Consider the following 23799-nt stretch of genomic DNA (forward strand, 5'->3'; position numbering starts at 1 on the left):
GTCATCGAGCTCGAGGCGGGCTTGCAGTTTCGCGAGCGCGCTTCTGACCTCGATCAACGGCACACTGCGATTGAAGTCGTAGAAGGTCTCGAGATTCTTGATCGAGTACCTTTCCACGCTGGCGCGAATGCTTTGTCGCGCAATAGTGTAAAGGTCGACGAACAGCGAGCCGCGCAACATCCGATCGATCTCATCTTCACGCGTCGCATATCGGCCCATCAGCCGCTTCAGCGCGCTCGGCTCATAAGGCGCGTAGTGATAGATGTGAAGCCCGGGATACTTCGCCCATCGATCCATCACGAAATCGACGAATCGCTCGAACGCCCGACGCTCCTCCGCCCGCGAGAACGCCCACTCCGCAACGTAGTTGCGCGCGCCAGTGGCATCCGCGGTCACGTAGCCAAAGAGAAATTCCAGCCCTTCCTCGCCAACGAATGGATCTGCCTCGAGGTCGAGAAAGATGTCACCGGGCGACGGCTCCGGCAGTCGATAAAGCCCGGTGTTCGGCGTGAGCGGCAGCGCCTCATAAATCGGCTGCGCACTCTGCCGGCCTTCCCGCTGGACTCGTGCCTGCTCACGACTGCGCTCGAACGACTGCGCCACACCGCGCTCGGGCTTCCAGGGTAAGGGAACTGGCAGATGCGCCAGGCCCGTCAGTGTCGTGATGTTGTGCCGAGCCAGTTCTGCGATCTGCGTCGCCGAGATGCCGGCGACCAGACACAAATGATCGTCGCGTCGCCGCCGCGCGTCGCAGTCTCGCCGCCAACGGCAGATGTCGCAGTGATCTTTCGGATTCGGATAGGTCGGTGCGCCTTCCGTTTGCGCGAGCGATCGTTCCAACGCCGTGCGCACCTGTCGATAGTAGGCCGCGTACGCGGCTGTTCTGTAGCCCGCCGGTTCGAAGCCACAGCCCGGTGTGACGACATGCATGTGCTCAGGCGTCCGCCCTTGTGCGCTAGCCAACAGGTCCGAGTACAAGCACAGCTGCAACACCGTGCCGCCCTTGGTCTCGCGCGCCAGCTTCGTATCGACTACTTCATACGACCAATCGCCGAGCGCGCTCGCTCCCGGCACGCGAAGGAGCACGTCCGTGCGTCCGCTCCAGACTCCTTCGAGAAAAGCACCCTGCACGATGACCTCAGCGCCGGCGCGCATGGCCATCATTGTTTGCTCTACCTGTGTCTGGGAGACACCGACACCTTCGATCTCGACGATCTTCAAACCGCGCGAGCGCAAGTGATCGACGTACGCGCGCTCGTGAGCAGCGCCGCGTTCCCACAGCACTTCGAGCGAGGGATCCCACACATCGGGTTTCGACAACGCACCCGAGGCGACCTGCGCGTCGAGGTGCGTCAGATGATGACAGTTGAGATAGCCGACCAGATCGGATGCGCTGAGCTGCAGCGCGTGACCGCGTTTGAGCAAGGCAAGCCCTTTTTGCCGACGCTTATTAGACGAGGCGCGACTCTACACCCCGCTTCCGGCGCCGCGATATCGCGGCGATCGAAATGGACACCCACGCGATCAAGGGAACACACTGCCGCCCACATCCCGGTTGTCACTGGAATAAGAAGCTGGCCGGATTGATCCCGGTTCGATCTGCCCGAGCGGGAGGCTTCAATGGACCTCGGATTCGAGACATGTGGCAACGCAACGTTGATCGTCTATGACGGCGGCATCCCCGTGCTCGTCACCGATCCCTGGATCTCGGGCGCGCAATACTTCGGGTCCTGGATGCTGCCCTATCGATTCACGCCGGAGCAGCGCGAAGCATTCGCTGCAACTCAACATGTCTGGCTGTCCCATGGACATCCGGATCATCTGAATCTCGATTCTCTCGCGCAGTTCCACGACAGGACCGTGCTGGTGCCTCGCCACCACGGCGGGCGGATCCTTCGCGATCTGAAGGCCGCCGGCTACCGCGCCCACGAGCTTGCAGACGATTCCTGGCTGCAGATTTCACGGCACGTCAGAATTCTTTGTTGTGCGGATTGGAATCAGGATGCGGCGCTGCTGATCGCACTTGGCGACCAATGCGCCGTTCTGAATCTCAACGACGGCTCCGCGCTTGGCACCCGAGCAACGCTGCACACCCGATTCCAAGCGTTCAAGCGTCGGTTCGTGCTCAAGCTCTTCAACAACGGCACGGCCGACATGGTGAACTTCTTCACCGAAGACGGGCAGCGAATCGAGCCGCTGCCGCCCGAATCGAAGCCGCTCGGCTATTCCTACAGCGGGCTGCTGAAGAAGTGGTCCGGTACGCATACGGCGCCGTTTTCTTGCAACCATGTGTTCGCGCGGACCGATTCGCGCTGGGCATCGGATTATGAGGTCCCCATCGAGGCCCACGGAACCAACTTCAACCACGCGCGGGGGGAATTCATTCCTGGCTACTTTTCGTACGATGTGACCAAGGATCGCATCACCGAAACGGCGATGGAGCTTGCACCACGAGAATTCCATGAGCCGCAGGAGTTCGGCGACGACTGGTCGGAACCGCTCGACCCGCAGGATGTGCAAACCGTGCGCGCGTACTTTCAGAAGTTCGATCACCTGCGACAAAAATTCCAATTCATCGATGTACGCGTCGGCGGCCAGGACAATTTCGTGGACCTCGGCGGCCCGAAGGGCCGCGGCATTACCTTCGAGGCGCCCCGTCACTCCCTCATGACCGCGATCAACTACGAGATCTTCGATGACCTGCTGATCTCCAACTTCACGAAGACCGTGCTGCACGGTGGCGTGCGGTCGCTCTATCCGGACTTCACTCCCTATGTCGCCAAGTACGGCGACAACGGCCGAGCTTTCACGGTCGGCGAGCTGCATGATTATTTTCGCGCCTACCGCAAGGATTCCGGCTTCCACGGCTGGCTCGATCAAGTTCGCGTGGACTCCTCCCGCAAGCTCCGCCGCACATTTCTCGCCACGCTCCAGTCAGCAACGCCCGCGCTTTATAAAATTGCACGGCGCAGCTATCGGCGCTTCACGGCGTGATGTTCGGCGGCTTCCGTAGAAAGAAGTGGCAATAGGGGGATCGCACGACCCCGCGGGCGGGATCAATGGAGCTTGCAGCCCCATCCTCCCTAACAGGGCTGCAAATTCTCACGCTCTGACGGCGCTGGTTCGAAGATCTGCAGCAGACCTCATCCATGAGGCCCACTACAAACCACCAAGGGCGAACCAAGCACCTAGGTCCTGATGATCTTATCGGTCTCTGCTCACGTTGACCGGATCACCGGGCGAGCTTAACCCCCCTCTTTACGGATGGTAAACCCATTTATTTTTTGAGCTCCGGAAGTTGCCTAATTGCCGTTAACCAATAGGAAAGGATATTTACCGACGGGCAGGAGGATGGTCATAAATCCTTTAAGGAACCGTCATGAATCAGAAAACAGAGGAAAGAAAGGACGAGGAGGTTCAAGGGATTGAAGTGATCGATTTGGGTGATGCGAGGGTGGAGACGAAGCAGAACGGCGTCCCGTTCATAACAGATTCCTGCTGCACGTTTACATACGGCGAATAGCAAGAAAGCGCAGGACGGGGGCCCGCGCTCAGTGACGGGCCCTCTTGGCTATCCACGATGCGGCTAAAAGCTCTTCGTAATCCGGAAATACGCGAATCGCTGTTTCAGATCCGCTTGCGATATATCAAAGCCGAACATCAAGCCAGCATTTGCGAAGTCCACATCCTCATCGAAGAGATTCACTGCCCCGCCCGTGATCTTCATGCCATCAAAGCAAGCTGGGTCGAAGAATCGGTCCAATTCCAGCCATGTCTGTAAGTCGATGACTGTGCGGGATGGCAGACTTCTATCTAGCGCCCCGGTCAGATCTGAATCCTGATAGCTTGGCGTAAACGTCGCCGTCGTGGAAACGCCCCAGCCATTGCCCTCCCACGTCAGCGACCCGATCAGACGCCACTCGGGAATTGTGCCCAGATAATTCGCGACGCCCACGCGATCCGACGTGGCGAGCGGAGCAAAATCCTTCGAAGAATACTCATCCACCCAAGTGGCTGACAGCGCCAACTGCAGGCGGCCTAAGCTCGTTGTAGTGCGATGTGAGAGATCAAGGTCAATACCGCTGGTCTCCAGCCGACCGTAATTGAGGAGCGAGATATCTATTGATTGAAGCGCACCAGGCCAGCCAACCAACCTGTCGGCCTCCGTCGGTGCGGAGCGCGTAACACGGCCGGGCACTTCTTTCAGTTTCTCAACGTTCAGGGCACCGGGCAGGATAATGCGGTTGTCCATAACCACCCGCCAGTAGTGAGCGCCCCAATGCAGCCCCGGCCTATCACTGTCTCGATAAGCGACGCCCGTGGTAAAAGAATGCGCCGCCACATTTTCGAGGCCGGGATTGCCACCGACTATGAGCCAGACCGGGGATATCGAGCCGCCGCGCCGAAGGTCCGCGAGAGGGAACTGTAACACCGATCTTGGGAAGGATAGTTCGGCCAACGACGGCGGCCGAAAGCTCGTGCCATAGGCGGCTCGGACCAACCAGTCCGGACTCGGACGCCACACGAGGCCATACTGCGGGTTCACCGAGTCTTCTGCGTGCTCATAGAAATCTGCTCGCAAGGCCAGCTTCAGCGACAGTTCCTTCAATAGTGGCAACTTGAGTTCCGCGAATTCAGAAACGATGTCGCGCTCTTGCTTTAGCGGCGACATGTCGACGGTTTTCACCTCTTCTCGCCGCACCTCTCCTCCTGCGACAAGTTCGCTCATTCCGCCTGGCATGCGAAACAACGAGCCTCGCAGGAATCCGGAGAGCAACCACGCTCGCGAGGAATATCCGTATTTTTGGTCACGCACTAGGGACGACAACAGCGCATCGCCCCCTGCGGGACCATCTGCAAACGGATTTAGTGCCGTCTGGGCGTCGGTCGATCGTAATGCCGCCTCAACACGTGCTAGATCCAGATCACCCACTGTCACGTCAGCGCTCTCGTCGCTGCTGGTCAGCGCTAACTCCCAATCCCAGCTACTCAATCCGCCGCGAGCTCCAAGCACGAATCGTGAGAACCGCGCCCCCGTCTCCTGAGATAGGGGTTTCGTCCCAGTCAGTGAAAAGTCGGCCCTGACCGGCTCACCAAATGGATTGAATGGATTCTCGGCGGCTACGACCTGTCCCGTTACGGCAGGCAAGGCGTTCTGGTTCACGATATCGCTCGTGCTTATCAGCATCTCGCCAAACATGACGGAACGCGCACCAAGGGAGAGTTCCGCCGAGCCGATGGCGGACAGCTGTTTCAGATCAAGGTCAACAGATGCGGTTTCCCTAGAGGAGTAGTAGCTGACCTCTCCAGCTGTTGCCAGGAAATCCTCCGATCGAAGACCGACGCCGGTACTACCCACCGGCACCGATGCTTGCGAGGTCGGCAATCCCGAAAGCAGCGCACCGGTTAGTGAGTAAATATTGGCTCGCGGTGCCGCAGTTATACGATAGTCCTTGCCCCCAAAGCGCCGAAAGTCCTGATTTCGCCAGAGCTCACGCTCCGCCCCGACGAGCGCGGAGCGGTCGAAGTAATCGAGCGTGAGCGAGGACCTGAAGCGTTGCCCGGAAGTGCCCAAAGAGCCCGCGATCCGCCGCTCCTCGGCTCCGCCAGCCGCCCCGCCGTAATGAAGATGAACGTCTGGCCCAGCACCTGCCTCCTTGAGAATAATATTAGCGACGCCACCGATGGCGTCGGAGCCATAAATAGCCGAGGCCGAATCCGACATGATTTCGATACGTTCCACGGCCGTAAGGGGAATCATGTTCAGGTCAAAGGCATTCAAACTAACGCTGGTTGCGCTTGGCGACACCCTGCGTCCATTGATGAGAACAAGCGTGGTATCCACACCTAGCCCGCGCAGTTGAAAATGCTGAGCTCCGCTACGCTGAACAAATTGCCCGAAAGAAAACGGCTGCTGGGTCAAGTAGGTCGCCATTCCTGACAGCGACGAGACGCCCATTCGATCGATCTGCTCCCGGTTATACACACGAATCGGCGCCGGCCCTTCCCCCCCTCTTAGCCGCGTCCCCGTCACCTCCACTTCCCGTTCCCCGCTCTCCCCGTGCGGCCGCACAATCCCCGGATAAATGCGAACCGTATGGTCCCCCTGCCACTCCGTGGCAAGACCACTCCCCTCCAGGATTCTTGCGAGCGCGGCGCGAGCCGAGAGGCGCGCCCGAAAGCCCTGCGTCCGCAGGAAATCGACTTCCGTCGCCTGCATGTCGACGGTGAATTGAACGTCGGTTTGCTGGGAGAATTGCTTGATTGCTTCGATGAGCAATCCGGCGGAGATGTTTAGTTCGTATTCATTGCTCGTCGAATCGTCCAGCGCCCATGACAGTGGTGCCCATCCGCACAAAAGCACGATGGCCAGCGTACTTGGAACGTGCCAGCGGCTGAAAGGCACGGTGGCTCATTCCGACCGCAGACGCAGCGTTTTATGTTCGCGATCTTCACTCACTGCAACCCCCTCCTGGTTGTCCATCGCGTCTCTGAAGTTTTCGACTGAATCGATTTTCATGCGCGCATAACGAACCTTCTTCTCCGCCACGACAGGATCGACGATGTTGACCTGAACCTCATGACGGCGATTGAACTGCTTCACCATCTCGCGGACCGTGGCCCCTTCGTCGAAATGGACCCAGCCGGTGGTCCACTCCAGTTCGGCCTTGGCATCGACGTGAATCTTGTTTGGTGCGGAAATGCGCGGGACTTCGACAACGGAAGGCGGAGCGATATACAACTGTTCGTCTCGAGCCAGCATCACCGCAGACGAATCCGTCTCGCCGTGCTTGATTACTTTGACGACCCCTTCTTCCACGACCGTCGTGACACCTGCATCCAGGCCGATATCGACACTGAAGCGAGTGCCCACGGCAACGACATCGACCAGCGGCGTCCGCACGATGAAGGGCCGCCGCGAATCTTTGGCCACATCGAAGGCCGCCTGGCCGTGATTGAGATAAACGATGCGCTGTCCGTCGGTGAATTCGACCTTCAACTGAGTTCGCGCATCCAGGTGAATCGAGCTGCCGTCCTCGAGCGACTTGTGTTGCCATTCACTCGCAACGGTCTCGATGACGCCATTGGGACGATCGAGCACCGCGTGTCCCAGCAGCCCCGCTACCGAAAAGGTGCCGATCGCCGCCGCCACTTTCCACAACGGCTTGAACTTCGACTCGGCGGCCTTGCGTGGAACCTTGTCGCTGACCGTTCTGCTGGGCTGATAGTCGTATTGCGATGCACCGCCGCCGAAATCGACTTCGACGACATTGGACTCGCACAGCCCATTGACCACATCGCGCAATCGCTGCCGAGCGCATTGCCCATCCAATTGAAACATACGCAGGATTTCCGCAACGTGCTCCGGCGACTTCTTCAGCCACGCCAGCAGCAGCTTGCGGTCGTAGCGCGACATCGACCGCTCGTCGGAGCAGCGGATATACCAGTAGGCAGCTTCTTGGCTAACCATGCGTTTTCGGTCCATTGCTGTTGGCACGTTGCGTTCCTCTTGTGCATCCATCACTTGAGGTCTTCCGGATCCAGTCGCGTCCGCAGCTGGCTGTAGGCGCGGGACAGATCACGCAGCACGACTCGTGGCGACAACTCGAGCCGCTCGGCGATCTGCTTGTAGGTCAGCCCCTCGTTCACTCGCAACAGTAGAACCTGACGCTGCCGTGGCGGCAGCTTGTCGACGGCGGCCTGCACGTTTGCATCGCTGCCGGCCTGACTAACAGAATTCTCCGGCTCCTGATCGGGCTCGATCAGCAAATCTTCGAGCCATTCTTGATCGTGCGGCTTGGAAACTCGGGCGCGCTCGCGCCATTCGCTGGCGACGTTGCCCGCGATGCGCAACAGATATCCCAAAGGGTTCTCGACCGCCGTCTTCTCGCTATAACGAAGCAAGCGCAGAAAAACCTCCTGCGCGAGATCGTCCAGCTCGGCGGCAGGCACCGAGGCGCGCCGGGACAGCCAATGTCTCACCGGCTTGCGCCAGTCCTTGAACCACTGTGCGAAGCGATTCTTTGGGTTGCTCTGATCGACAGGCTCCGGCGCCGGTGAAGCCACGGTTTCTCGTCGCGCGTCCACAGTGCGCGCAGGCGAGGTCATCTTGACTTCCCCATGACTCCGGCGATCGATCACGAGCATTCCCTAAGCGACGTGTCTTGCCCGACCACTCTTTATGCATCGCGCCCTACTTGTATCCTGTCGTCGGCGAGCTATGCAAAAGGGGTTTCCACTGAGGTGGACCGGTCATGGTCCGGGAACTAACCCTGGAGGCCGCCACGCAATCGCGGTTCCGTTCAGTTATCTATTCGTGATGAACTGAAATAGGAGTAAACGGCAGAAACGAGCGCAGTTGTTTCCTCACAAGCAGCGCACTCGGGAGGCTTGCCCCAGGGGGACAAGCCTTTTTCACGAATATTTCTAATCGATGACGTTTTGACTAAACGTCGATCAGTGGGCGGGGCGAGCTGCCTTCTTCGGCACGTACAGATCGGTCAGGGTGCCTTCGTACGCTTCGGCCGAGAACATCACCGTCTCCGACAGCGTCGGATGCGGATGAATGGTCAGGCCCAGGTCGGCCGCATCCGTGTTCATCTCGATCGCGAGCGCAAGCTCGGAGATCAGATCGCCGGCGTTGGGACCGACAATGCCGCCACCGATGACACGATGCGTGGCGGGATCGAACAACACTTTGGTCATGCCATCGTCACGTCCGAGCGTGAGCGAGCGGGCATTGGCCGACCACGGGAAGCTGCCCTTCTCGAACGCGATGCCCTTGGCCTTCGCTTCGGTCTCGGTGACGCCGACCCATGCAATTTCCGGATCGGTGTAAGCGACCGACGGAATCACGCGAGCATCGAAGAAACGTTTCTCTCCGTGGGCGACTTCGGCCGCGAGCTTGCCTTCATGCGACGCCTTGTGAGCGAGCATGGGCTGGCCGACGATATCGCCAATCGCGAAGATGTGCGAAACGTTCGTGCGCATCTGCTTGTCGACCGGAATGAAGCCGCGCTCGTTGACGACGACGCCGGCCGCTTCCGCGCCGATCTTCTTGCCATTCGGGCTGCGGCCGACGGCGATCAGCACCTTGTCGTACATCTGCGGCTCGATGGCCTGCTCGCCCTCGAACGTGACCCGAATGCCTTCCTTGAGCGCCTCGATCTTGGTGACCTTGGTCTTCACCATGATTTTTTCGTAGCGCTTGCCGATGCGCTTCTCGAGCGGACGCACCAGATCGCGATCGCAACCTGGGATGAGCCCGTCGGTGAGCTCGACGACGCTGACCTTCGTGCCCAGCGCGTCGTACACGCAAGCCATTTCCAGGCCGATGATGCCGCCGCCGACGACCAGCATGCGCTTCGGCAGATCCAGCTCGAGCGCGCCGGTGGAATCGATGATGCGCGGATCGTCGGGGACGCCCGGCAAGCGAACGACTTCAGAGCCGGCCGCGATAATGCAGTGCTTGAACGAGATCTTGCGCGCGCCTTCACCCGGCGCGTTCTCGCCTTTCGACAGCACCGTCGAGAGCGGCGTCATATCGGTGTTCGCAATCTGCATCTCATGCGGAGAGACGAACTTGCCGATGCCACGGATCACTTCGACCTTGCGTTGTTTCGCAAGGATGCCGAGACCGCCGGTCAGTTTGCTAACGACCTTCTCTTTCCAACCCTTCAGCTTGACCGCGTCGATCTGAGGCTTGCCGAAGGTAACGCCGAAGCTCTCCATCTCGTGGGCTTCTTCAATCACCTTCGCAGCGTGCAGCAGTGCCTTCGAAGGAATGCAGCCGACGTTGAGACACACGCCGCCGAGTTGCGGCCAGCGCTCGACCAGCGCGACTTTCATGCCGAGATCGGCGGCGCGGAACGCAGCCGTGTAACCACCGGGGCCGGCGCCAAGCACGACCATGTCGAAGTCGTATGTGCCGCCCGATGTGTCCTTGGCCGGAGTGGGAGCGGCCGCAGGCGCATTCGCGGCAGCTGCCTTCGCCCGTTGCTCGCGGACGATGGTGTCCGTGAACGGAACGTCCTCTTCTTCCTTGGCAGGCGCAGGTGCTGCGGCCTTTGTCTCTTTAGCAGCCGGGGCCGGCGCAGGTGCGGGTGCGGCGGCGGCGCCGGCGGCTTCGACTTCGAGAATCAGGCTGCCTTTGGAAACGCGGTCGCCCTTCTTCAACGAGATCGACTTGACGACACCCGCCGCGGACGAGGGCACATCCATCGTCGCCTTCTCGGTCTCGAGCGTGACGAGCGGAGTTTCCAGCGCGATCTCATCGCCCGGCTTGACGAGCACATCGATGACTTCGACATCTTTGAAGTCACCGATATCGGGAACGTTAACTTTGGTCACGGCACGGCCTCGATCAGCCCACGGACATCCGCGAGCTTCTCCGCCAGGAAGGTGGTGAAACGCACGCCGGCAGCACCGTCGATCACGCGGTGATCGTAGGCCAGAGTGAATGGCAGCATCAGGCGCGGCACGAACTGGCCGTCTTTATAAACCGGCTTGAAGCTCGACTTCGCGACACCGAGGATCGCCACTTCCGGCGCATTGATGATGGGCGTGAAGCCCACGCCACCGATGCCGCCGAGGCTCGACACAGTAAAGGTCGCGCCCTGCATCTCGGTGATTTTCAGCTTGCCATCGCGCGCCTTCGCAGAGAGGTCGGCGAGCTCGCGCGCGATCTCATAAATATCCTTCTTGTCGGCATCCTTGATCACAGGTACGACGAGACCGCCCGGGGTGTCCGCCGCGAAGCCCAGGTTGATGAACTTCTTGAGAATGAGGTTCTTGCCCGAGGACTCCAGCGAGCTGTTGACGTTCGGGAACTGCTTCAACGCCAGCACGCAAGCGCGCAGCACGAACGCGAGCGGCGTGAGCTTGATGCCCTGCTTCTCGGCTTCGCCCTTGAGCTTCTTGCGCGTTTCTTCCAGCTCGGTGATGTCCGCTTCGTCCATCTGCCAGACATGCGGAATGTTCAGCCAGCTCGCCTGCAGATGCGGACCGGAAATCTTCTGGATGCGGCTGAGCGGCTTGACCTCGATCTCGCCGAACTTGGAGAAATCGACTTCTGGAATCTTCGGCAGCGCGCCGCCGCCAGCAGCTGCACCGGCGCCTGCGGGCGCGCCTGAAGTGAGCGCCTGTTTGACGAACGCCTTCACGTCCTCGGGCGTGATCCGACCTTTCGGTCCCGTGCCCTTCATACGACTCAAATCGGCGCCTAGCTCGCGCGCGAACTTGCGAACCGATGGACTCGCGTACGCGCGAGCGAAACCGGCTTCGTCGATCTGCGGCAAACCTTTCGTCGCGGCCGGAGCCGGCGTTGCAGGAGCTGGCGCAGGTGCCGGCTCCTTCTTCGCTGGAGCCGCAGCGGGTGCGGCGGCCTTTGCGGGTTCAGCAGGCGCAGCCTTCGGCGCTTCCGGCGCGGCCTTCGCAGCAGGAGCGGCGCCGCCTTCGAGCAAGCCGATCAGTGCGCCCTTGGACACACGATCGCCCTTCTTCAGCGCGAGCGACTTGACCACACCGGCGGCCGTGGACGGAACATCCATCGTCGCCTTCTCGGTCTCGAGCGTCAGCAGCGGAGTGTCGACTTCGATGCGATCGCCGGGCTTGACCAGCACATCGATGACTTCGACATCTTTGAAGTCGCCGAGATCGGGCACACGAACTTCGCCGCCGCCCGCCGAGCCACCGCCCGACGCCGGCTTGCTCGGAGCTTCAGCCTTTGCCGGCGCGCCAGCGTTGCGCTCCGATTGTTCCTTGCTGATCGACGGCGTGGAGACGGGCTCTTCGACCGCGCCGCTCGTCTTCTTCGCGCCCGCCGGAGCAGCCACGGCCGGGGCCGCGCCGCCTTTGGCTTCGATCTGACCGATCAGGCTGCCTTTGGAAACACGATCGCCCTTCTTCAAGGCGAGCGAGGTGATGACGCCCGCGGCCGTGGACGGCACGTCCATGGTCGCCTTCTCCGTCTCGATCGAGATCAATGGAGTGTCGACGTCGATCTGATCGCCGGGCTTGACCAGGACGTCGATGACCTCGACGTCCTTGAAGTCGCCCAGGTCCGGGACTTTGATATCTGTTGCCATGCTTGCTTGACCGGGACCTTACTGCGTGACCGGATTCGGCTTGTCCGGATCGATGTTGAATTTCTTGATCGCCGCCTTGACGGTCGCCATGTCGAGCTTGCCTTCATCCGCGAGCGCGCGGAGCGAGGCCACCACGATATGCGGCGCGTCCACTTCGAAGTGCCGGCGAAGCTGGGCACGCGAGTCGCTGCGGCCGTAACCGTCGGTGCCGAGCACGACGAAACGTCCAGGGACCCACTGACGAATTTGATCGGCCACGATGCGCATGTTGTCCGTCGCCGCGATGAACGGACCAGTGCGATCGCCGAACACCTGCCGCAGATACGGCACCGCCTGCGGCGCATCCGGATGCAGCATGTTGGTGCGTTCGACGTCGAGCGCCTCGCGACGCGCCTCGGAGAAGCTGGTCGCGCTGAACACGTCGGCTGGCACGCCGTAATCCTTCTCGAGAATCTCGGCAGCCTTGAGGACTTCGCGCAGGATCGTGCCCGAACCCATCAGGTTCACACGCACCTTGCCCTTGCCGCCGGCCTGCAGCAGATACATGCCTTTGAGGATGCCCGCCTCCGCGCCCTTCGGCATGGCCGGGTGCGCGTAGTTCTCGTTCATCACCGAGAGGTAATAGAACACATCTTCCTGGTCGGCAAACATGCGGCGCATGCCATCCTGAATGATGACCGCGAGCTCGTATGCATACGTCGGATCGTAGGCGACGCAGTTCGGAATCGTGCTCGCCGCGAGATGACTGTGACCGTCCTGGTGCTGCAAGCCTTCGCCCGCGAGCGTCGTGCGGCCCGAAGTGCCGCCCAACAGGAAGCCGCGAGCCTGGCTGTCGCCAGCCGCCCAGATGAAGTCGCCAACGCGCTGGAACCCGAACATCGAGTAATAGATGTAGAACGGGATCATGTTCACGTTGTTGTTGGCATACGCGGTACCGGCCGCGATGAACGAAGCGAGCGCGCCGCCTTCGTTGATGCCCTCTTCGAGAATCTGACCTTTCTTGTCTTCCTTGTAGAACATCAGCTGATCGGCGTCCTGCGGCGTGTACAGCTGCCCCGCCGAAGAATAGATGCCGACCTGACGGAACATGCCTTCCATACCGAAGGTGCGTGCTTCATCGGGCACGATCGGCACGACGTTCTTGCCGATGTTCTTGTCCTTCACCAGCATCTGCAGGATGCGCACGAACGCCATCGTGGTGGAGAACTCACGATCGCCCGAGGACTGCAGCAGCGAATCGAAGGTCTCCAGCGGAGGAATGGTGAGCGACGGCGCATTCGAGCGACGCTGCGGCAGCGGGCCGCCGAGCCGTTCGCGACGCTCGCGCAGATACTTCATCTCTTCGCTGTCTTCCGGCAGCCGCTGGAACGGCGACTTGGCGAGTTGCTCATCCGGAATATTGATGTGCACGCGCTTGCGGAATTCCTTCAGCGCTTCGTCGTCGAGCTTCTTCTGCTGGTGGGTGATGTTCTGGCTCTCGCCCCACTTGCCCATCATGAAGCCCTTGACCGTCTTGCACAGGATGACGGTGGGCGCGCCCTTGTGATTCACGGCCGCGTTGTAGGCGTTCCAGACTTTCTTGTAGTCGTGGCCGCCGCGGTTCAAGCGCCAGATGTCGTCATCCGACATGTTGGCGACCATCTCCTTCAGCTCGGGATATTTGCCGAAGAAGTTCTCGCGCGTGTAAGCGCCGCCCTTGGCCTTGAAGTTCTGATATTCGCCGTCGACGCACTCTTCCATCACCCGGCGCAGCAGGCCCTTGGTGTCCTTCGCGAGCAAAGGATCCCAACGCGAGCCCCAGATGACTTTGACGACGTTCCAGCCCGCGCCGAGGAAAGCGGCTTCGAGCTCTTGAATGATCTTGCCGTTGCCGCGCACCGGACCGTCGAGGCGCTGCAAGTTGCAGTTGATGACGAACACCAGGTTGTCGAGCTTCTCGCGCACCGGCATGGTGATCGCGCCCATCGATTCGGGCTCGTCCATCTCGCCGTCGCCGAGGAACGCCCACACTTTGCGGTCGGTCTCCGGCACGATGCCGCGATTTTCGAGGTAGCGCTGAAAGCGCGCCTGATAGATCGCCATCATCGGACCGAGGCCCATGGAGACGGTCGGGAACTGCCAGAAGTCCGGCATCAACCAGGGATGCGGGTACGAGCTCAGTCCCTTTTCCGGGCTGGCCACTTCCTGACGGAAGTAACGCAGATTCTCTTCGGACAGACGCCCTTCGAGATACGCGCGTGCGTAGATGCCCGGCGCGACGTGGCCCTGGATGTACACCATGTCGCCGGGATGCTTCTCGGACGGCGCACGCCAGAAGTGGTTGAAGCCCACTTCATACATGGTCGCCGACGAGGCATAGCTTGCGATGTGGCCGCCGTATTCGGAGCTCTGGCGATTGGTGTGCACCACCATGGCCATCGCATTCCAGCGGATGAACGCTTCGATGCGCCGCTCGATGCTGCGATCCCCCGGGTACTCCTGCTCCTGCCCGGGTGAAATTGTATTTACATAGGCCGTATTGGGCTTGAACGGCAGGTACGCGCCGCTCCGGCGCGTGAAATCGATCAACCTTTCGAGCAGAAAGTGGGCCCGGCCGGCGCCCTGCGCCTTGATCACCGAGTCAATCGATTCGAGCCATTCCCGGGTTTCTTCGGGATCGAGATCATCAAACCTGGAGGGTTCGGACATGTCGGGTGTGCTGCAAAAGTAGGCCGCGTATCATCGGAGTTTGAGAATTTTCGGTCAAGGAACCCAGTAAGGACTACTCGTGGTGGAATTGCTTCCCGCAGAGCGCGACATCCGTATTTTTCAGCGTCGTGCGCAGCTGAGCGAAAGCTCAATGCAAAAACACGATGCCTGCATCGTCGTCATCGATAAGGAGCAGGCCGAGCAGCGCTTGACCAAGCTGCCCTACGGGGCGGCCTGGCAACGGCTGTATCGCGAAGCCAAGGCACGCGGACCTGTATCTATCCTCAGTGCGCGACTGGCAGCCGATGCATCACCTATGGTGGTGGCGCTGGCCAAAGCTTCAAGCTTGCCCTTCGAGCGGCTGTCGCTCGCGACCCGCATTTGGAAGGAGTTAGCGCCTGTTTCCGGCGCAAAAGTGCTGCTCGCGACACAGGGGCTCGACGCCGCTGTGAGCGCAGCGATGCTCGAAGCGCTGACCGCCGCTGCGCTGGCCGCGACCGCGCCGATGCCGGTGATCAAGTCGAAGACGCCAAAGGCGCCAGAACCGCCGCAACTCACCCTCAGCGGCGATGGCCCGGAGATCGATGCGGAGCAGTCGATCGCAATCGACCGTGGCAATCACCTGGCGCGCTGGCTGACCACGTTGCCACCGAACGTCTTGCACACGGCGAGTTATCGAAAAGCGTTGCGTGACCTCGCGAAACGCGAAGGCTGGGCGTTCTCGTTCCTCGACGAGCGCGCGCTGAAGAAGCTGAATGCCGGCGCATTTCTGGCGGTAACACGCGCAAATGAGCATCGTGACGCGGGCATCGTGCGCCTCCGCTATCGCGCCGCCGGCGATTCCACGCGCAAGAAACTGGCCCTGGTCGGCAAAGGTATTTGTTTTGACACGGGGGGTATTAATTTGAAGCCCCACAAGAGCATGTATCAGATGCACGAAGACATGCAGGGCAGCGCCGTCGCCGTCGGCACGCTGCTCGCGCTGACCCGTCTCAACGTGCCTTATGACATCGACTGCTGGCTCGCCATCACCGAAAACCAGATCGGCCCGAACGCCTTTCGCCCGCAAGAAGTCGTGCGCGCAGCGAATGGCACAACGATCCAAGTCGCGCACAGCGACGCCGAAGGTCGCATGGTGCTCGCGGATACACTCACCATCGCTTCGCGCGAGAAGCCGGATTTGATCATCGACTTCGCGACGCTCACCGGCGCGTGTGTTACGGCGCTGACGGAGCGCTATTGTGGTGCGTTCACGAACCGGCCCGAGTGGCACGGCGCGATCGAGGCCGCAGGCCGTGAGAGTGGCGAGCGCGTGTGGCCGTTTCCGATGGATGAGGACTTCGACAGCGATCTCGAATCATCGATCGCCGATGTCCTTCAGTGCACGCCGGATAGCAAAGGCGATCACATCCTCGCCGCTCGGTTCCTAAGCAAGTTCGTGCCGGCGGAGATTCCGTGGATTCACATCGATCTCGCCGCTGGCAATCGCCCGGGCGGATTGGCGCACGTGCCGACGGATTTCACGGGCTTCGGCGTGCGATACACGACTCAGCTCTTGCTCGAGCAGGGCCTGCTGACCGGCGGACGGATGAAGCGCGCGCGTCGGGAGTAGTGCCGTGGTGACTCGGACGGCGTCGTGTTGTTGTGGTCAGCTGAGCATCGAAGTCGACGGCGAACCTCGCGGCGTAGGTGTTTGCCACTGCCTCGCGTGCCAGCAACGCACGGGAAGTGTGTTCGCTGCCCTCGCCGGCTTCTCGGCGCCGTTCAGAGTTTCAGGCAAGGCGACGGAGTACGTGCGCACTGGCGATCAGGGAGCGCAGTTCCGGTTTCGGTTTTGTCCGGTGTGTGGATCGACGGTGTTTCACACGGAAGAAGGTGTAGAGGGCGGAGTCAGCGTCGCGGTCGGCGCGTTTGCGGATCCGAGCTTTCCGGCGCCGCAGGTTTCGGTCTACGACAGTCGGCGGCACTCGTGGGTGGCGTTGCCGGCGGGCGTGGAAGCCTTCGCGAAGGATCCGGACTGACCTTCACGCCAGGCGTTTCCGCAGAAACGCCACTGTCAAATTGCTGCTCGATCCGGCTCGCGCTGACGCTGTAGATCTTCGTACCAGTCGCCCAATGCGTTGATCAGCGGCACGAGCTTGCGGCCGCCTTCAGTCAACTCGTACTCGACGTGCGCAATCTTTCCAGGCACGACGGTGCGCGTAATCACACCTGCGCCTTCCAGCGCCCGCAACTCGTGCGTCAATATGCGATGTGAGATTCGTGGGTTGTCACGCCGCAGCTGCGCGAAGCGCTTCTTGCCATCGATCAAGTAATAGACGAGCAGCGTACGCCAGCGCCCGCTCAACAAGCGCATGGCGTCTTCGATGGGACAACCGGAAACCGTGGTTTTCATGGCAGTAACAAATTTGTGCCCACTCGTGGACTCCAGTCACAAATTTGTTCGTAATTTACAGCGCGAATGTGCTCAATAACATAGGGCTCCCTTCTACATGTCGGAGTTCATTTCATGGAGCCCGTGTTGCTATATGGCGTCCCACAGGGATGCTCGTTCGGATCGATCGTTGCGTTGGAATGGCTCGGTCAGCCGTACCGGCTGTGCCGGATCGACATGTTCCAGGACATGCAGTCGGATCTGTATGCACGATTCCATCCGGGTCGCAAGACGCCCGTACTGCTGCTCGAAGACGGCACGGCGCTCACCGAAAGCGCCGCAATCCTGCAGAACATCGCCACTCGCGGAATCTCGAAAGGCCTCGGGTTCACGCAAGGCACGCGCGAATACGATCGCCTCAATCAGCGCATCGCATTCTTGACCACGACGTATTTCGCCGCGTTCGGGCCGCTGTGGCATGCGTACAAGATGGATGAGAATTGTCAGGTGCCCGGCGTTCTGCGTGAGGTGGGCCGGGAGACCGTCGCCAAAGCGAGCGAACAGCTGGAGTCGATGCTTGGCGAGGGTGAGTGGCTGATGGGCCCGCGGAAGTCTTTGGCGGATGCGTATTTCATCGGCCTCGCTCGTTGGGGCAAATACCACCGCGTCGTCGCGCCTGGGCAGTATCCGAAGCTCGATCGACTGATCGATCGGCTCGAAGCGGATCCCGCGGTGATCTTTGCTCATGCCATCGAGGACGAAGTGCCCGCCGCAAGCAGCGGTGGCTTTTTAGGTCACATTTCGATCGACGATTTGCGCCCGCGTCTGGCCGCTTGACCGCTACCGCAGACTTCGCGCCCGGAAAAGAGTCCGGGCGCGAGCACGGGCCTAAGCAGCTCAGGGCTGCTGCGACCTGCATTTCGCCGATCGATACTTCTGATCCAGCGTGCCGCCCACGCAGTGCCACTGGATGCTGCCGTCGTCGTTCTGATAGGCGCCCACCACGATGGTCTTCTCGTTCAGCAGTGCGTTGCTGCTTCGTAAGGTCAACTCGAAGCCCTCATCGATCACGGCAACGTGACTCACCGGCCCCGTCTCCATCTCCTCGGGCAATCCAACGTCGGCGGGCGATTCGGGGTACGCCTTGTGTTCATTGACATACTCGGCGGCGGCGCTCTCCACCTGTTCCACAAGAGGCATCGCGCCGGAGGCCTGCGCGCGAAGGGTGTAGTCCTGATAGGCCGGGATGGCGATCGCGGCCAGCACACCGATGATCGCAACCAACACCAGGACCGATGCGCCGCCACCGACTCCAAAGCGGGGTGTGAACGCTGCGAACACTCCAGCAAAGAAACTGCGTGACGGCGCCTTGTATTCCGATGCTCGGCCATTGCGCGCACCACTCACGGCCGCGATGTGCGCCAACCGTTTGCACAACCATGGATAGTCATTGGTCAGCTCGTGGTACGACATCCAGAACCCGCCCGTGTAGCGCTGCTGGTCGATGAAGCCGTTGACGTTCACGTCGGCCAGCTTCTCTCCACCTGTACCCAGCACCGCCAGCGCCGCGAGCGCATCTTCGCGCGAGTTCGATGCGGCGAGCCCGTGAAGATCGCACGTGTACTCTTGGGCGCGCCGATAAGCTGCGCCGAGCAACGGCAGGATCGAAGCCGGCATCTTCAGCCACTGCAGGTTGAGATGGCCGCGCTTGATGTGAGCCAACTCGTGCCCGAAGTAGAAGCGCAACGCGTCGGGTCGCGAACGAAGCGCCTCCACCACGCTGCTATAGAGAACCACATAGTGACGGCGCAGAAAGCGCGTCGCGAGCGCGTTCAGAATGCCATCGCTCATCATCAGGTACGCGGTCGGAATCTCCTCGATCTCGAGTCTTTCGCAGGCTTCGAGGTACTGCTTGTAGAGATCCGGGAACTGGCTTTCGCTCAGCTCCAGCGTGTTGCCGCGCAGATAGGCGATGAAGCCGGAATGAGCGAACAAATAGATGATCAGGAATAACAGGACATAGACCAGGGCGACGCCGAACGTGCCAACGACGAGCGCCAGCCACACAATCGTTCCAATCACCATCGACAGGACAAACAACGGCTTCTCGGACTTATATACGAGATCCATAGAACGTACTTCTCCCTAAGTGTCACAGTGGCTTATTCTTTGAATTAGTGCGCCGACAGTGCCGGGCACCCGCGCATGGAGATTAGCATGCCGGTGCGACTGGAGAACGGCTCCCCGAGAGCCGAACGTTGCATCGAAACGTCGAATTGTGAGCTTCACTCCTTCGGCAGCAGCTGCGGATTCCAAGTCACCTCCCACAGATGCTTATCCGGATCTTGAAAATACCCTGAGTACCCGCCGTAAAACGTATCGTGCGCGGCTTTGACGATCTGCGCGCCGGCATTCCGAACCTGATCCATCACCGTATCCACTTCCGCACGCGAACTCACATTGTGGGCCAGACAAAAGTCCGTCGGGCTTGGCGCGGACACAGGCAAGCCACAGTCGCGCGACAAACTCTTCCGCGGCCACAGCGCCAAACGCAGCCCGCCTTCCAATTCGAAGAACGCGACGGCGCCGTATTCGAACTCCTTGCCGACGATGCCTTCGGTCTTGAGCCCAAGGCCGCGGCCGTAAAAATCGACGGCTCGGTCGAGATCGTCGACGCCGAGCGTGATGAGCGTGATGCGAGGTTTCATGTTTCATCCTCCAACGTCGGCTAAACAAGAACGGCCAAGGTGCGCGCCTTGGCGCGACAGTGCTGCTGGCTAAAGCAAGTTGATCGAGGGCCTTTAGGTTCGGCAGTACCGCGGGTGCCATTCAGCGCCGCGAAAGTTCATACTGCCGCCATGACAGCCTCTTCGACACCGCTAAGCATAGAAGTTAAAAGCGGCCTACGCATGTCAGCTTTACTTCAACTTCCGCCGAATGCTCGCGCTTGTTTCGTGCTGGGTCATGGAGCGGGCGCCGGCATGACGCATGCTTTCATGGCCGACCTCGCCAACGCCCTCGAAGCACGACAGATCGGCACGCTGCGCTACAACTTCCCTTACATGGAGAGCGGATCGAAGCGCCCCGACCCGCCAGCACTGTGTCACGCAACCGTGCGCGCGGCAGTCGAGGAAGCACGCAAGCTAGCGCCGGGCGTGGCATTGATTGCGGGAGGCAAATCATTCGGAGGTCGGATGACTTCGCAGGCTCAGGCGGCGAAACCGTTAGCCGAGGTGCGGGGGCTGGCATTCGTCGGCTTTCCCTTGCATCCAGCAAAGAAGCCCTCCACCGAACGCGCGACGCACCTCTCGGACGTAAAGATTCCAATGTTGTTTCTGCAGGGTACGCGTGATGATCTGGCCGATCTGACGCTGCTCGAGCCGATCGTGCAGAAGCTCAACCCGAGCGCGACGATGAAGCGGATCGAAGGTGCGGATCATTCCTTCCACGTGCTGGCGCGCTCAGGAAGAAAGGATCGTGAAGTGATGGAGGAGCTCGCGGACACAATCGCGAGCTGGGCCGCGAAACTCTAGTCGAAAGGGCCTCGGCCGCTTTCGACCGAACAGAATCAGCCGATCGCCACCTTCATCGAATTACAAATCTTGCAGAACAACTCCGCCGTCTTCTGCGCATCGTAAGCCGCCGAGTGCGCGGCGTTCGAGTCCCACTCGATGCCCGCCGCCTGCAGCGCCTTGCCGAGCACGGTCTGCCCATAGGCAACGCCAGCGAGCGTCGCCGTATCGAAGCTCGAGAACGGATGGAACGGATTCCGCTTGATGTCCGTACGGGCAATCGCGGCGTTGATGAAGTTCAAATCGAAGTACGCGTTGTGACCGACCAGGATGGCGCGCGTGCAATCGTTGTCCTTCATCGCACGGCGGATTTCCTTGAACAGCCGGGTCAGCGCTTCTTTTTCCGGAATGGCCGGACGCAGCGGATGAAACGGATCGATGCCGGTCACCGCGAGCGACGCCGGCTCGAGATTCGCACCCGAGAACGGCTGCACGTGATAGCGCCAGCTCTCGCCGGGAAGCAGCGAGCCGTCACCCTGGATTTCGAGCAGCACCGCGGCGATCTCCAGCAGCGCATCGGTGTTCGGATTGAAGCCGCCGCACTCGACATCGATCACCACGGGCAAAAAGCCGCGAAAGCGGCGAGCCATGGGCAGCTTCCCGTCAACCTCGACACCGGCTACATCGCTCAAGACGGAATTTCCTCGGCCAGCTGCCAGGCAACGCTCTCGCCCGCACGGAACGGCGTCAGCTCGTCGTTACCGAATCGGTACACGGCGGGCGGCGTCCACGAGGTGCGATTCAATGTGATCTTCGTAGTATTGCGCGGCAGGCCATAGAAGTCAGGCCCGCGCTCCGATGCGAACGCCTGCAGGCGGTCCAATCGGCCCGCCGCTTCGAACGCCTCAGCGTAAAGCTCGATCGCCGCATGCGCGGAAAACACACCGGCGCATCCGCAAGCATTTTCTTTCGTGTGACGCGCGTGCGGCGCGCTGTCCGTGCCGAGAAAGAATCGAGCATCGTCGCCGGTCGCCGCTTCAACGAGCGCCTGGCGATCGTGCTCGCGCTTGAGCACGGGCAGGCAATAGTTGTGAGGACGAATGCCACCCTGAAAGATCGCATTGCGGTTCAACAGCAGATGCTGCGGCGTGATGGTCGCGCCGACGCCGGCACGAGCACCCTTCACGAACTGCACGCCCTCACGCGTCGTCGCATGCTCGAACACGACGCGCAGCTTCGGGAACTTCTCGACGATGCCCGACATGATGCGGTCGATGAACACCTTCTCGCGATCGAACACGTCGACGCTGTGCTCCGTGACTTCGCCATGCACCTGGAAGACCAGATCGACTTCCTGCATGGCCTCGAGCACCGGGAAGATCTTTTCGATTGCGGTCACGCCGGCATCGGAGTTCGTCGTCGCGCCAGACGGATATACCTTCGCGCCGACGATGAATCCGCTGGCCTTGGCCGCGTGAATCTCTTTCGGCGACGTGGCGTCCGTGAGATACAACGTCATCAACGGCTCGAAGCTCAGCCCCGCAGGCACCGCCTGCAGGATGCGCTCGCGATACGCTGCCGCAGCGGCGACAGTCGTCACCGGCGGCTTGAGATTCGGCATGATGATCGCGCGCGCGAACTGGCGGGCGGTGAACGGAACGACGCTGGCCAGGTGGGCGCCATCGCGCACGTGCAAATGCCAATCGTCGGGACGAAGCAGAGTCAGCTGGGTCATGCGGGGAGTTTAACGGACCCGAGCGGAGGAAGCTGGGCCCGTGATGCCCTCCGCCTGTTGGCGGAGGGCAAAAAGGAAAGGATCAACCGGTGGCCTTGGCCGCCTCGCCGATGAGCTTCTGCAACTCGCCGCTCTTGTACATCTCGATGATGATGTCCGAGCCGCCGACCAGCTCGCCGTTCACGTACAGCTGCGGATAGGTGGGCCAGTTGGAGTACTGCTTCAGCGCCTCGCGCAGCTCCGGATCCTCGAAAATGTTGACGTGCGAGAACTCGGCGCCGACTGCGCCCAGGGCACGCACGGCGGCTGCGGAGAAGCCGCACTGGGGAAAGTCAGGCGTGCCCTTCATGTACAGCACGACCGGGCTGGAGGACAGCTGCGACTTGATGCGTTCGATGACGTCCATACAAACCTCGAATTAAAGCCAAAGACGGTTCACGGGGCGGCCTGGCTGCGCCGCTGGCGTGCCCGGTCGACGACCTGGCCCCGCTGCTCCTCCGTCATTCGCGACCACTGAGCGATCTCGTCAAGGGTGCGCCCGCAGCCAACGCAGACCTGCTGTGCATCGAGTACACAGACCTTGATACAGGGAGAAGCAATAGCCGGAAGTGGGGGCGGCAACGTCATGACGGAAGGGGCTGACAATTGAATTATGGGGATGCCTCCCCTATTCTTCAAACGCTTTTTGCTGACAAATGCCGTAGTCCGCGGACTGGCACGGTCGCATCGGACGCGGCGACAAGAACGAATAACCGGCGGGTTTAGCGAGGAGTTCAGGTCATGCATCCACTGACTACGGTGCGCGGGGCCATTATTTCGGCCTTTGTGCTTGCCATCGTTCTCTCCGTCATCCTCACCACCACGATCGTCGGCGCCGACGGGCTGGGCCTGCACCACACGCGCATCGATCGCTGGCTGCACATCGTCTCGGGCGTGATGTGGATCGGCCTGCTCTACTACTTCAACGTCGTTCAGGTCCCCGCGCTGGGCGATGCCACCGCCGATAAGGGCGGCCCGGGCGGCGCCGGCATCACGAAATATGTCGCCCCGCGGGCGCTGTGGTGGTTCCGTTGGGCTTCGGTGGCGACCTGGGTCACCGGTGCGTATTTCCTGCTGTTCGGCTATGGCAGCCCGGTGGCCATGCATAAGGCTTTTCTGCTGCAGGAAGGGTTCGTGACCATTGGCGTGGGCGCCTGGCTCGGCACCATCATGCTGCTGAACGTCTGGGGCCTGATCTGGCGGAACCAGAAGAAAATACTCGGCATCGTGCCCGCCACCGACGAGGAAAAGGCCAAGGCGCGCAAAGTGGCGCTGTACGCCTCGCGCGTGAATTTCATTCTGTCGGTGCCGATGCTGATGTGCATGGGCGGCCAGAGTCACGGCTTACCCTTCTAAGTCAGCCTC

At 60.9% G+C, this 23799-nt stretch carries 20 protein-coding genes; 6 read left to right on the top strand and 14 right to left on the bottom strand.

Annotated elements, in window-relative coordinates:
- On the bottom strand, positions 1–1425 hold a 1425-nt coding region (locus GYH35_RS34715; protein ID WP_202624844.1), incomplete at its 3' end, for a TM0106 family RecB-like putative nuclease.
- Positions 1426–1620: 195 nt separating this feature from the next.
- Here GYH35_RS34715 and GYH35_RS29710 point away from each other — a divergent pair.
- Positions 1621–2994, top strand: coding sequence for an MBL fold metallo-hydrolase (locus GYH35_RS29710; RefSeq protein ID WP_161830298.1), 1374 nt, complete (start codon positions 1621–1623; stop codon positions 2992–2994).
- Positions 2995–3586: 592 nt separating this feature from the next.
- Here the strand turns inward: GYH35_RS29710 and GYH35_RS29715 are convergent.
- The 6 genes from GYH35_RS29715 to aceE form a co-directional block, all read right to left on the bottom strand.
- The gene (locus tag GYH35_RS29715) at positions 3587–6406 is read right to left on the bottom strand and encodes a TonB-dependent receptor plug domain-containing protein (RefSeq protein WP_161830299.1); all 2820 of its coding nucleotides are present in this window, start codon (positions 6404–6406) and stop codon (positions 3587–3589) included.
- A gap of 6 nt (positions 6407–6412) precedes the next feature.
- Entirely contained in the window at positions 6413–7471 is a 1059-nt protein-coding gene (locus tag GYH35_RS29720) for a FecR family protein (protein ID WP_161816190.1), read from the bottom strand.
- Between the two features lie 50 nt (positions 7472–7521).
- Complete coding sequence (locus GYH35_RS29725; RefSeq protein WP_161816191.1) at positions 7522–8109, bottom strand: RNA polymerase sigma factor; 588 nt, start codon at positions 8107–8109, stop codon at positions 7522–7524.
- Positions 8110–8457: 348 nt separating this feature from the next.
- Positions 8458–10350 (bottom strand): dihydrolipoyl dehydrogenase, encoded by a 1893-nt coding sequence (lpdA, locus tag GYH35_RS29730; protein WP_161830300.1) that lies wholly within the window; start codon positions 10348–10350, stop codon positions 8458–8460.
- A complete protein-coding gene (gene aceF / locus GYH35_RS29735) occupies positions 10347–12086 on the bottom strand; it encodes a dihydrolipoyllysine-residue acetyltransferase (protein ID WP_161830301.1) in 1740 nt (579 codons plus the stop codon). The genes lpdA and aceF overlap by 4 nt, the downstream gene beginning before the upstream one ends.
- Before the next feature lie 18 nt (positions 12087–12104).
- Complete coding sequence (gene aceE, locus GYH35_RS29740; RefSeq protein WP_161816194.1) at positions 12105–14774, bottom strand: pyruvate dehydrogenase (acetyl-transferring), homodimeric type; 2670 nt, start codon at positions 14772–14774, stop codon at positions 12105–12107.
- A gap of 151 nt (positions 14775–14925) precedes the next feature.
- On the opposite strand from aceE, the gene GYH35_RS29745 reads away from it, so the two are divergent.
- Entirely contained in the window at positions 14926–16386 is a 1461-nt protein-coding gene (locus GYH35_RS29745) for a M17 family metallopeptidase (RefSeq protein ID WP_161830302.1), read from the top strand.
- 4 nt (positions 16387–16390) lie between these two features.
- Positions 16391–16795: a GFA family protein gene (locus GYH35_RS29750; RefSeq protein WP_161816196.1), complete on the top strand. Its 405-nt coding sequence runs from the start codon at positions 16391–16393 to the stop codon at positions 16793–16795.
- A 35-nt stretch (positions 16796–16830) separates the two neighbouring features.
- On the opposite strand, the gene GYH35_RS29755 is transcribed toward GYH35_RS29750, so the two are convergent.
- On the bottom strand, positions 16831–17169 hold the full coding sequence (locus GYH35_RS29755; RefSeq protein ID WP_161816197.1) for a winged helix-turn-helix transcriptional regulator: 339 nt from the start codon (positions 17167–17169) through the stop codon (positions 16831–16833).
- Positions 17170–17283: 114 nt separating this feature from the next.
- On the opposite strand from GYH35_RS29755, the gene GYH35_RS29760 reads away from it, so the two are divergent.
- The gene (locus GYH35_RS29760) at positions 17284–17985 is read left to right on the top strand and encodes a glutathione S-transferase family protein (RefSeq protein WP_161816198.1); all 702 of its coding nucleotides are present in this window, start codon (positions 17284–17286) and stop codon (positions 17983–17985) included.
- Positions 17986–18045: 60 nt separating this feature from the next.
- Here GYH35_RS29760 and GYH35_RS29765 read toward each other — a convergent pair whose 3' ends face one another.
- Both GYH35_RS29765 and GYH35_RS29770 read right to left on the bottom strand, forming a co-directional pair.
- Entirely contained in the window at positions 18046–19278 is a 1233-nt protein-coding gene (locus GYH35_RS29765) for a M48 family metalloprotease (protein ID WP_161816199.1), read from the bottom strand.
- 155 nt (positions 19279–19433) lie between these two features.
- Complete coding sequence (locus GYH35_RS29770; RefSeq protein WP_161830303.1) at positions 19434–19856, bottom strand: VOC family protein; 423 nt, start codon at positions 19854–19856, stop codon at positions 19434–19436.
- A 150-nt stretch (positions 19857–20006) separates the two neighbouring features.
- Between GYH35_RS29770 and GYH35_RS29775 the strand changes: the two genes are divergently transcribed.
- On the top strand, positions 20007–20681 hold the full coding sequence (locus GYH35_RS29775) for an alpha/beta hydrolase family protein (RefSeq protein ID WP_161830342.1): 675 nt from the start codon (positions 20007–20009) through the stop codon (positions 20679–20681).
- 35 nt (positions 20682–20716) lie between these two features.
- Here GYH35_RS29775 and rnt read toward each other — a convergent pair whose 3' ends face one another.
- The 4 genes from rnt to GYH35_RS35535 form a co-directional block, all read right to left on the bottom strand.
- Positions 20717–21310 carry a ribonuclease T gene (rnt, locus tag GYH35_RS29780; RefSeq protein ID WP_161816202.1) on the bottom strand — a complete coding sequence of 198 codons (594 nt, stop codon included), beginning with the start codon at positions 21308–21310 and terminating at the stop codon, positions 20717–20719.
- A 38-nt stretch (positions 21311–21348) separates the two neighbouring features.
- Entirely contained in the window at positions 21349–22395 is a 1047-nt protein-coding gene (gene pyrC / locus GYH35_RS29785) for a dihydroorotase (protein WP_161830304.1), read from the bottom strand.
- Between the two features lie 82 nt (positions 22396–22477).
- The gene (grxD, locus tag GYH35_RS29790) at positions 22478–22801 is read right to left on the bottom strand and encodes a Grx4 family monothiol glutaredoxin (protein WP_161816204.1); all 324 of its coding nucleotides are present in this window, start codon (positions 22799–22801) and stop codon (positions 22478–22480) included.
- 29 nt (positions 22802–22830) lie between these two features.
- On the bottom strand, positions 22831–23181 hold the full coding sequence (locus GYH35_RS35535; protein WP_308683820.1) for a DUF1289 domain-containing protein: 351 nt from the start codon (positions 23179–23181) through the stop codon (positions 22831–22833).
- Between the two features lie 150 nt (positions 23182–23331).
- On the opposite strand from GYH35_RS35535, the gene GYH35_RS29800 reads away from it, so the two are divergent.
- A complete protein-coding gene (locus tag GYH35_RS29800; RefSeq protein ID WP_129643615.1) occupies positions 23332–23790 on the top strand; it encodes a urate hydroxylase PuuD in 459 nt (152 codons plus the stop codon).
- The last annotated feature ends 9 nt before the right edge of the window (positions 23791–23799 follow it).

Source organism: Steroidobacter agaridevorans, from assembly GCF_009932555.1.
GTDB classification, from domain to species: Bacteria; Pseudomonadota; Gammaproteobacteria; order Steroidobacterales; family Steroidobacteraceae; genus Steroidobacter; species Steroidobacter agaridevorans.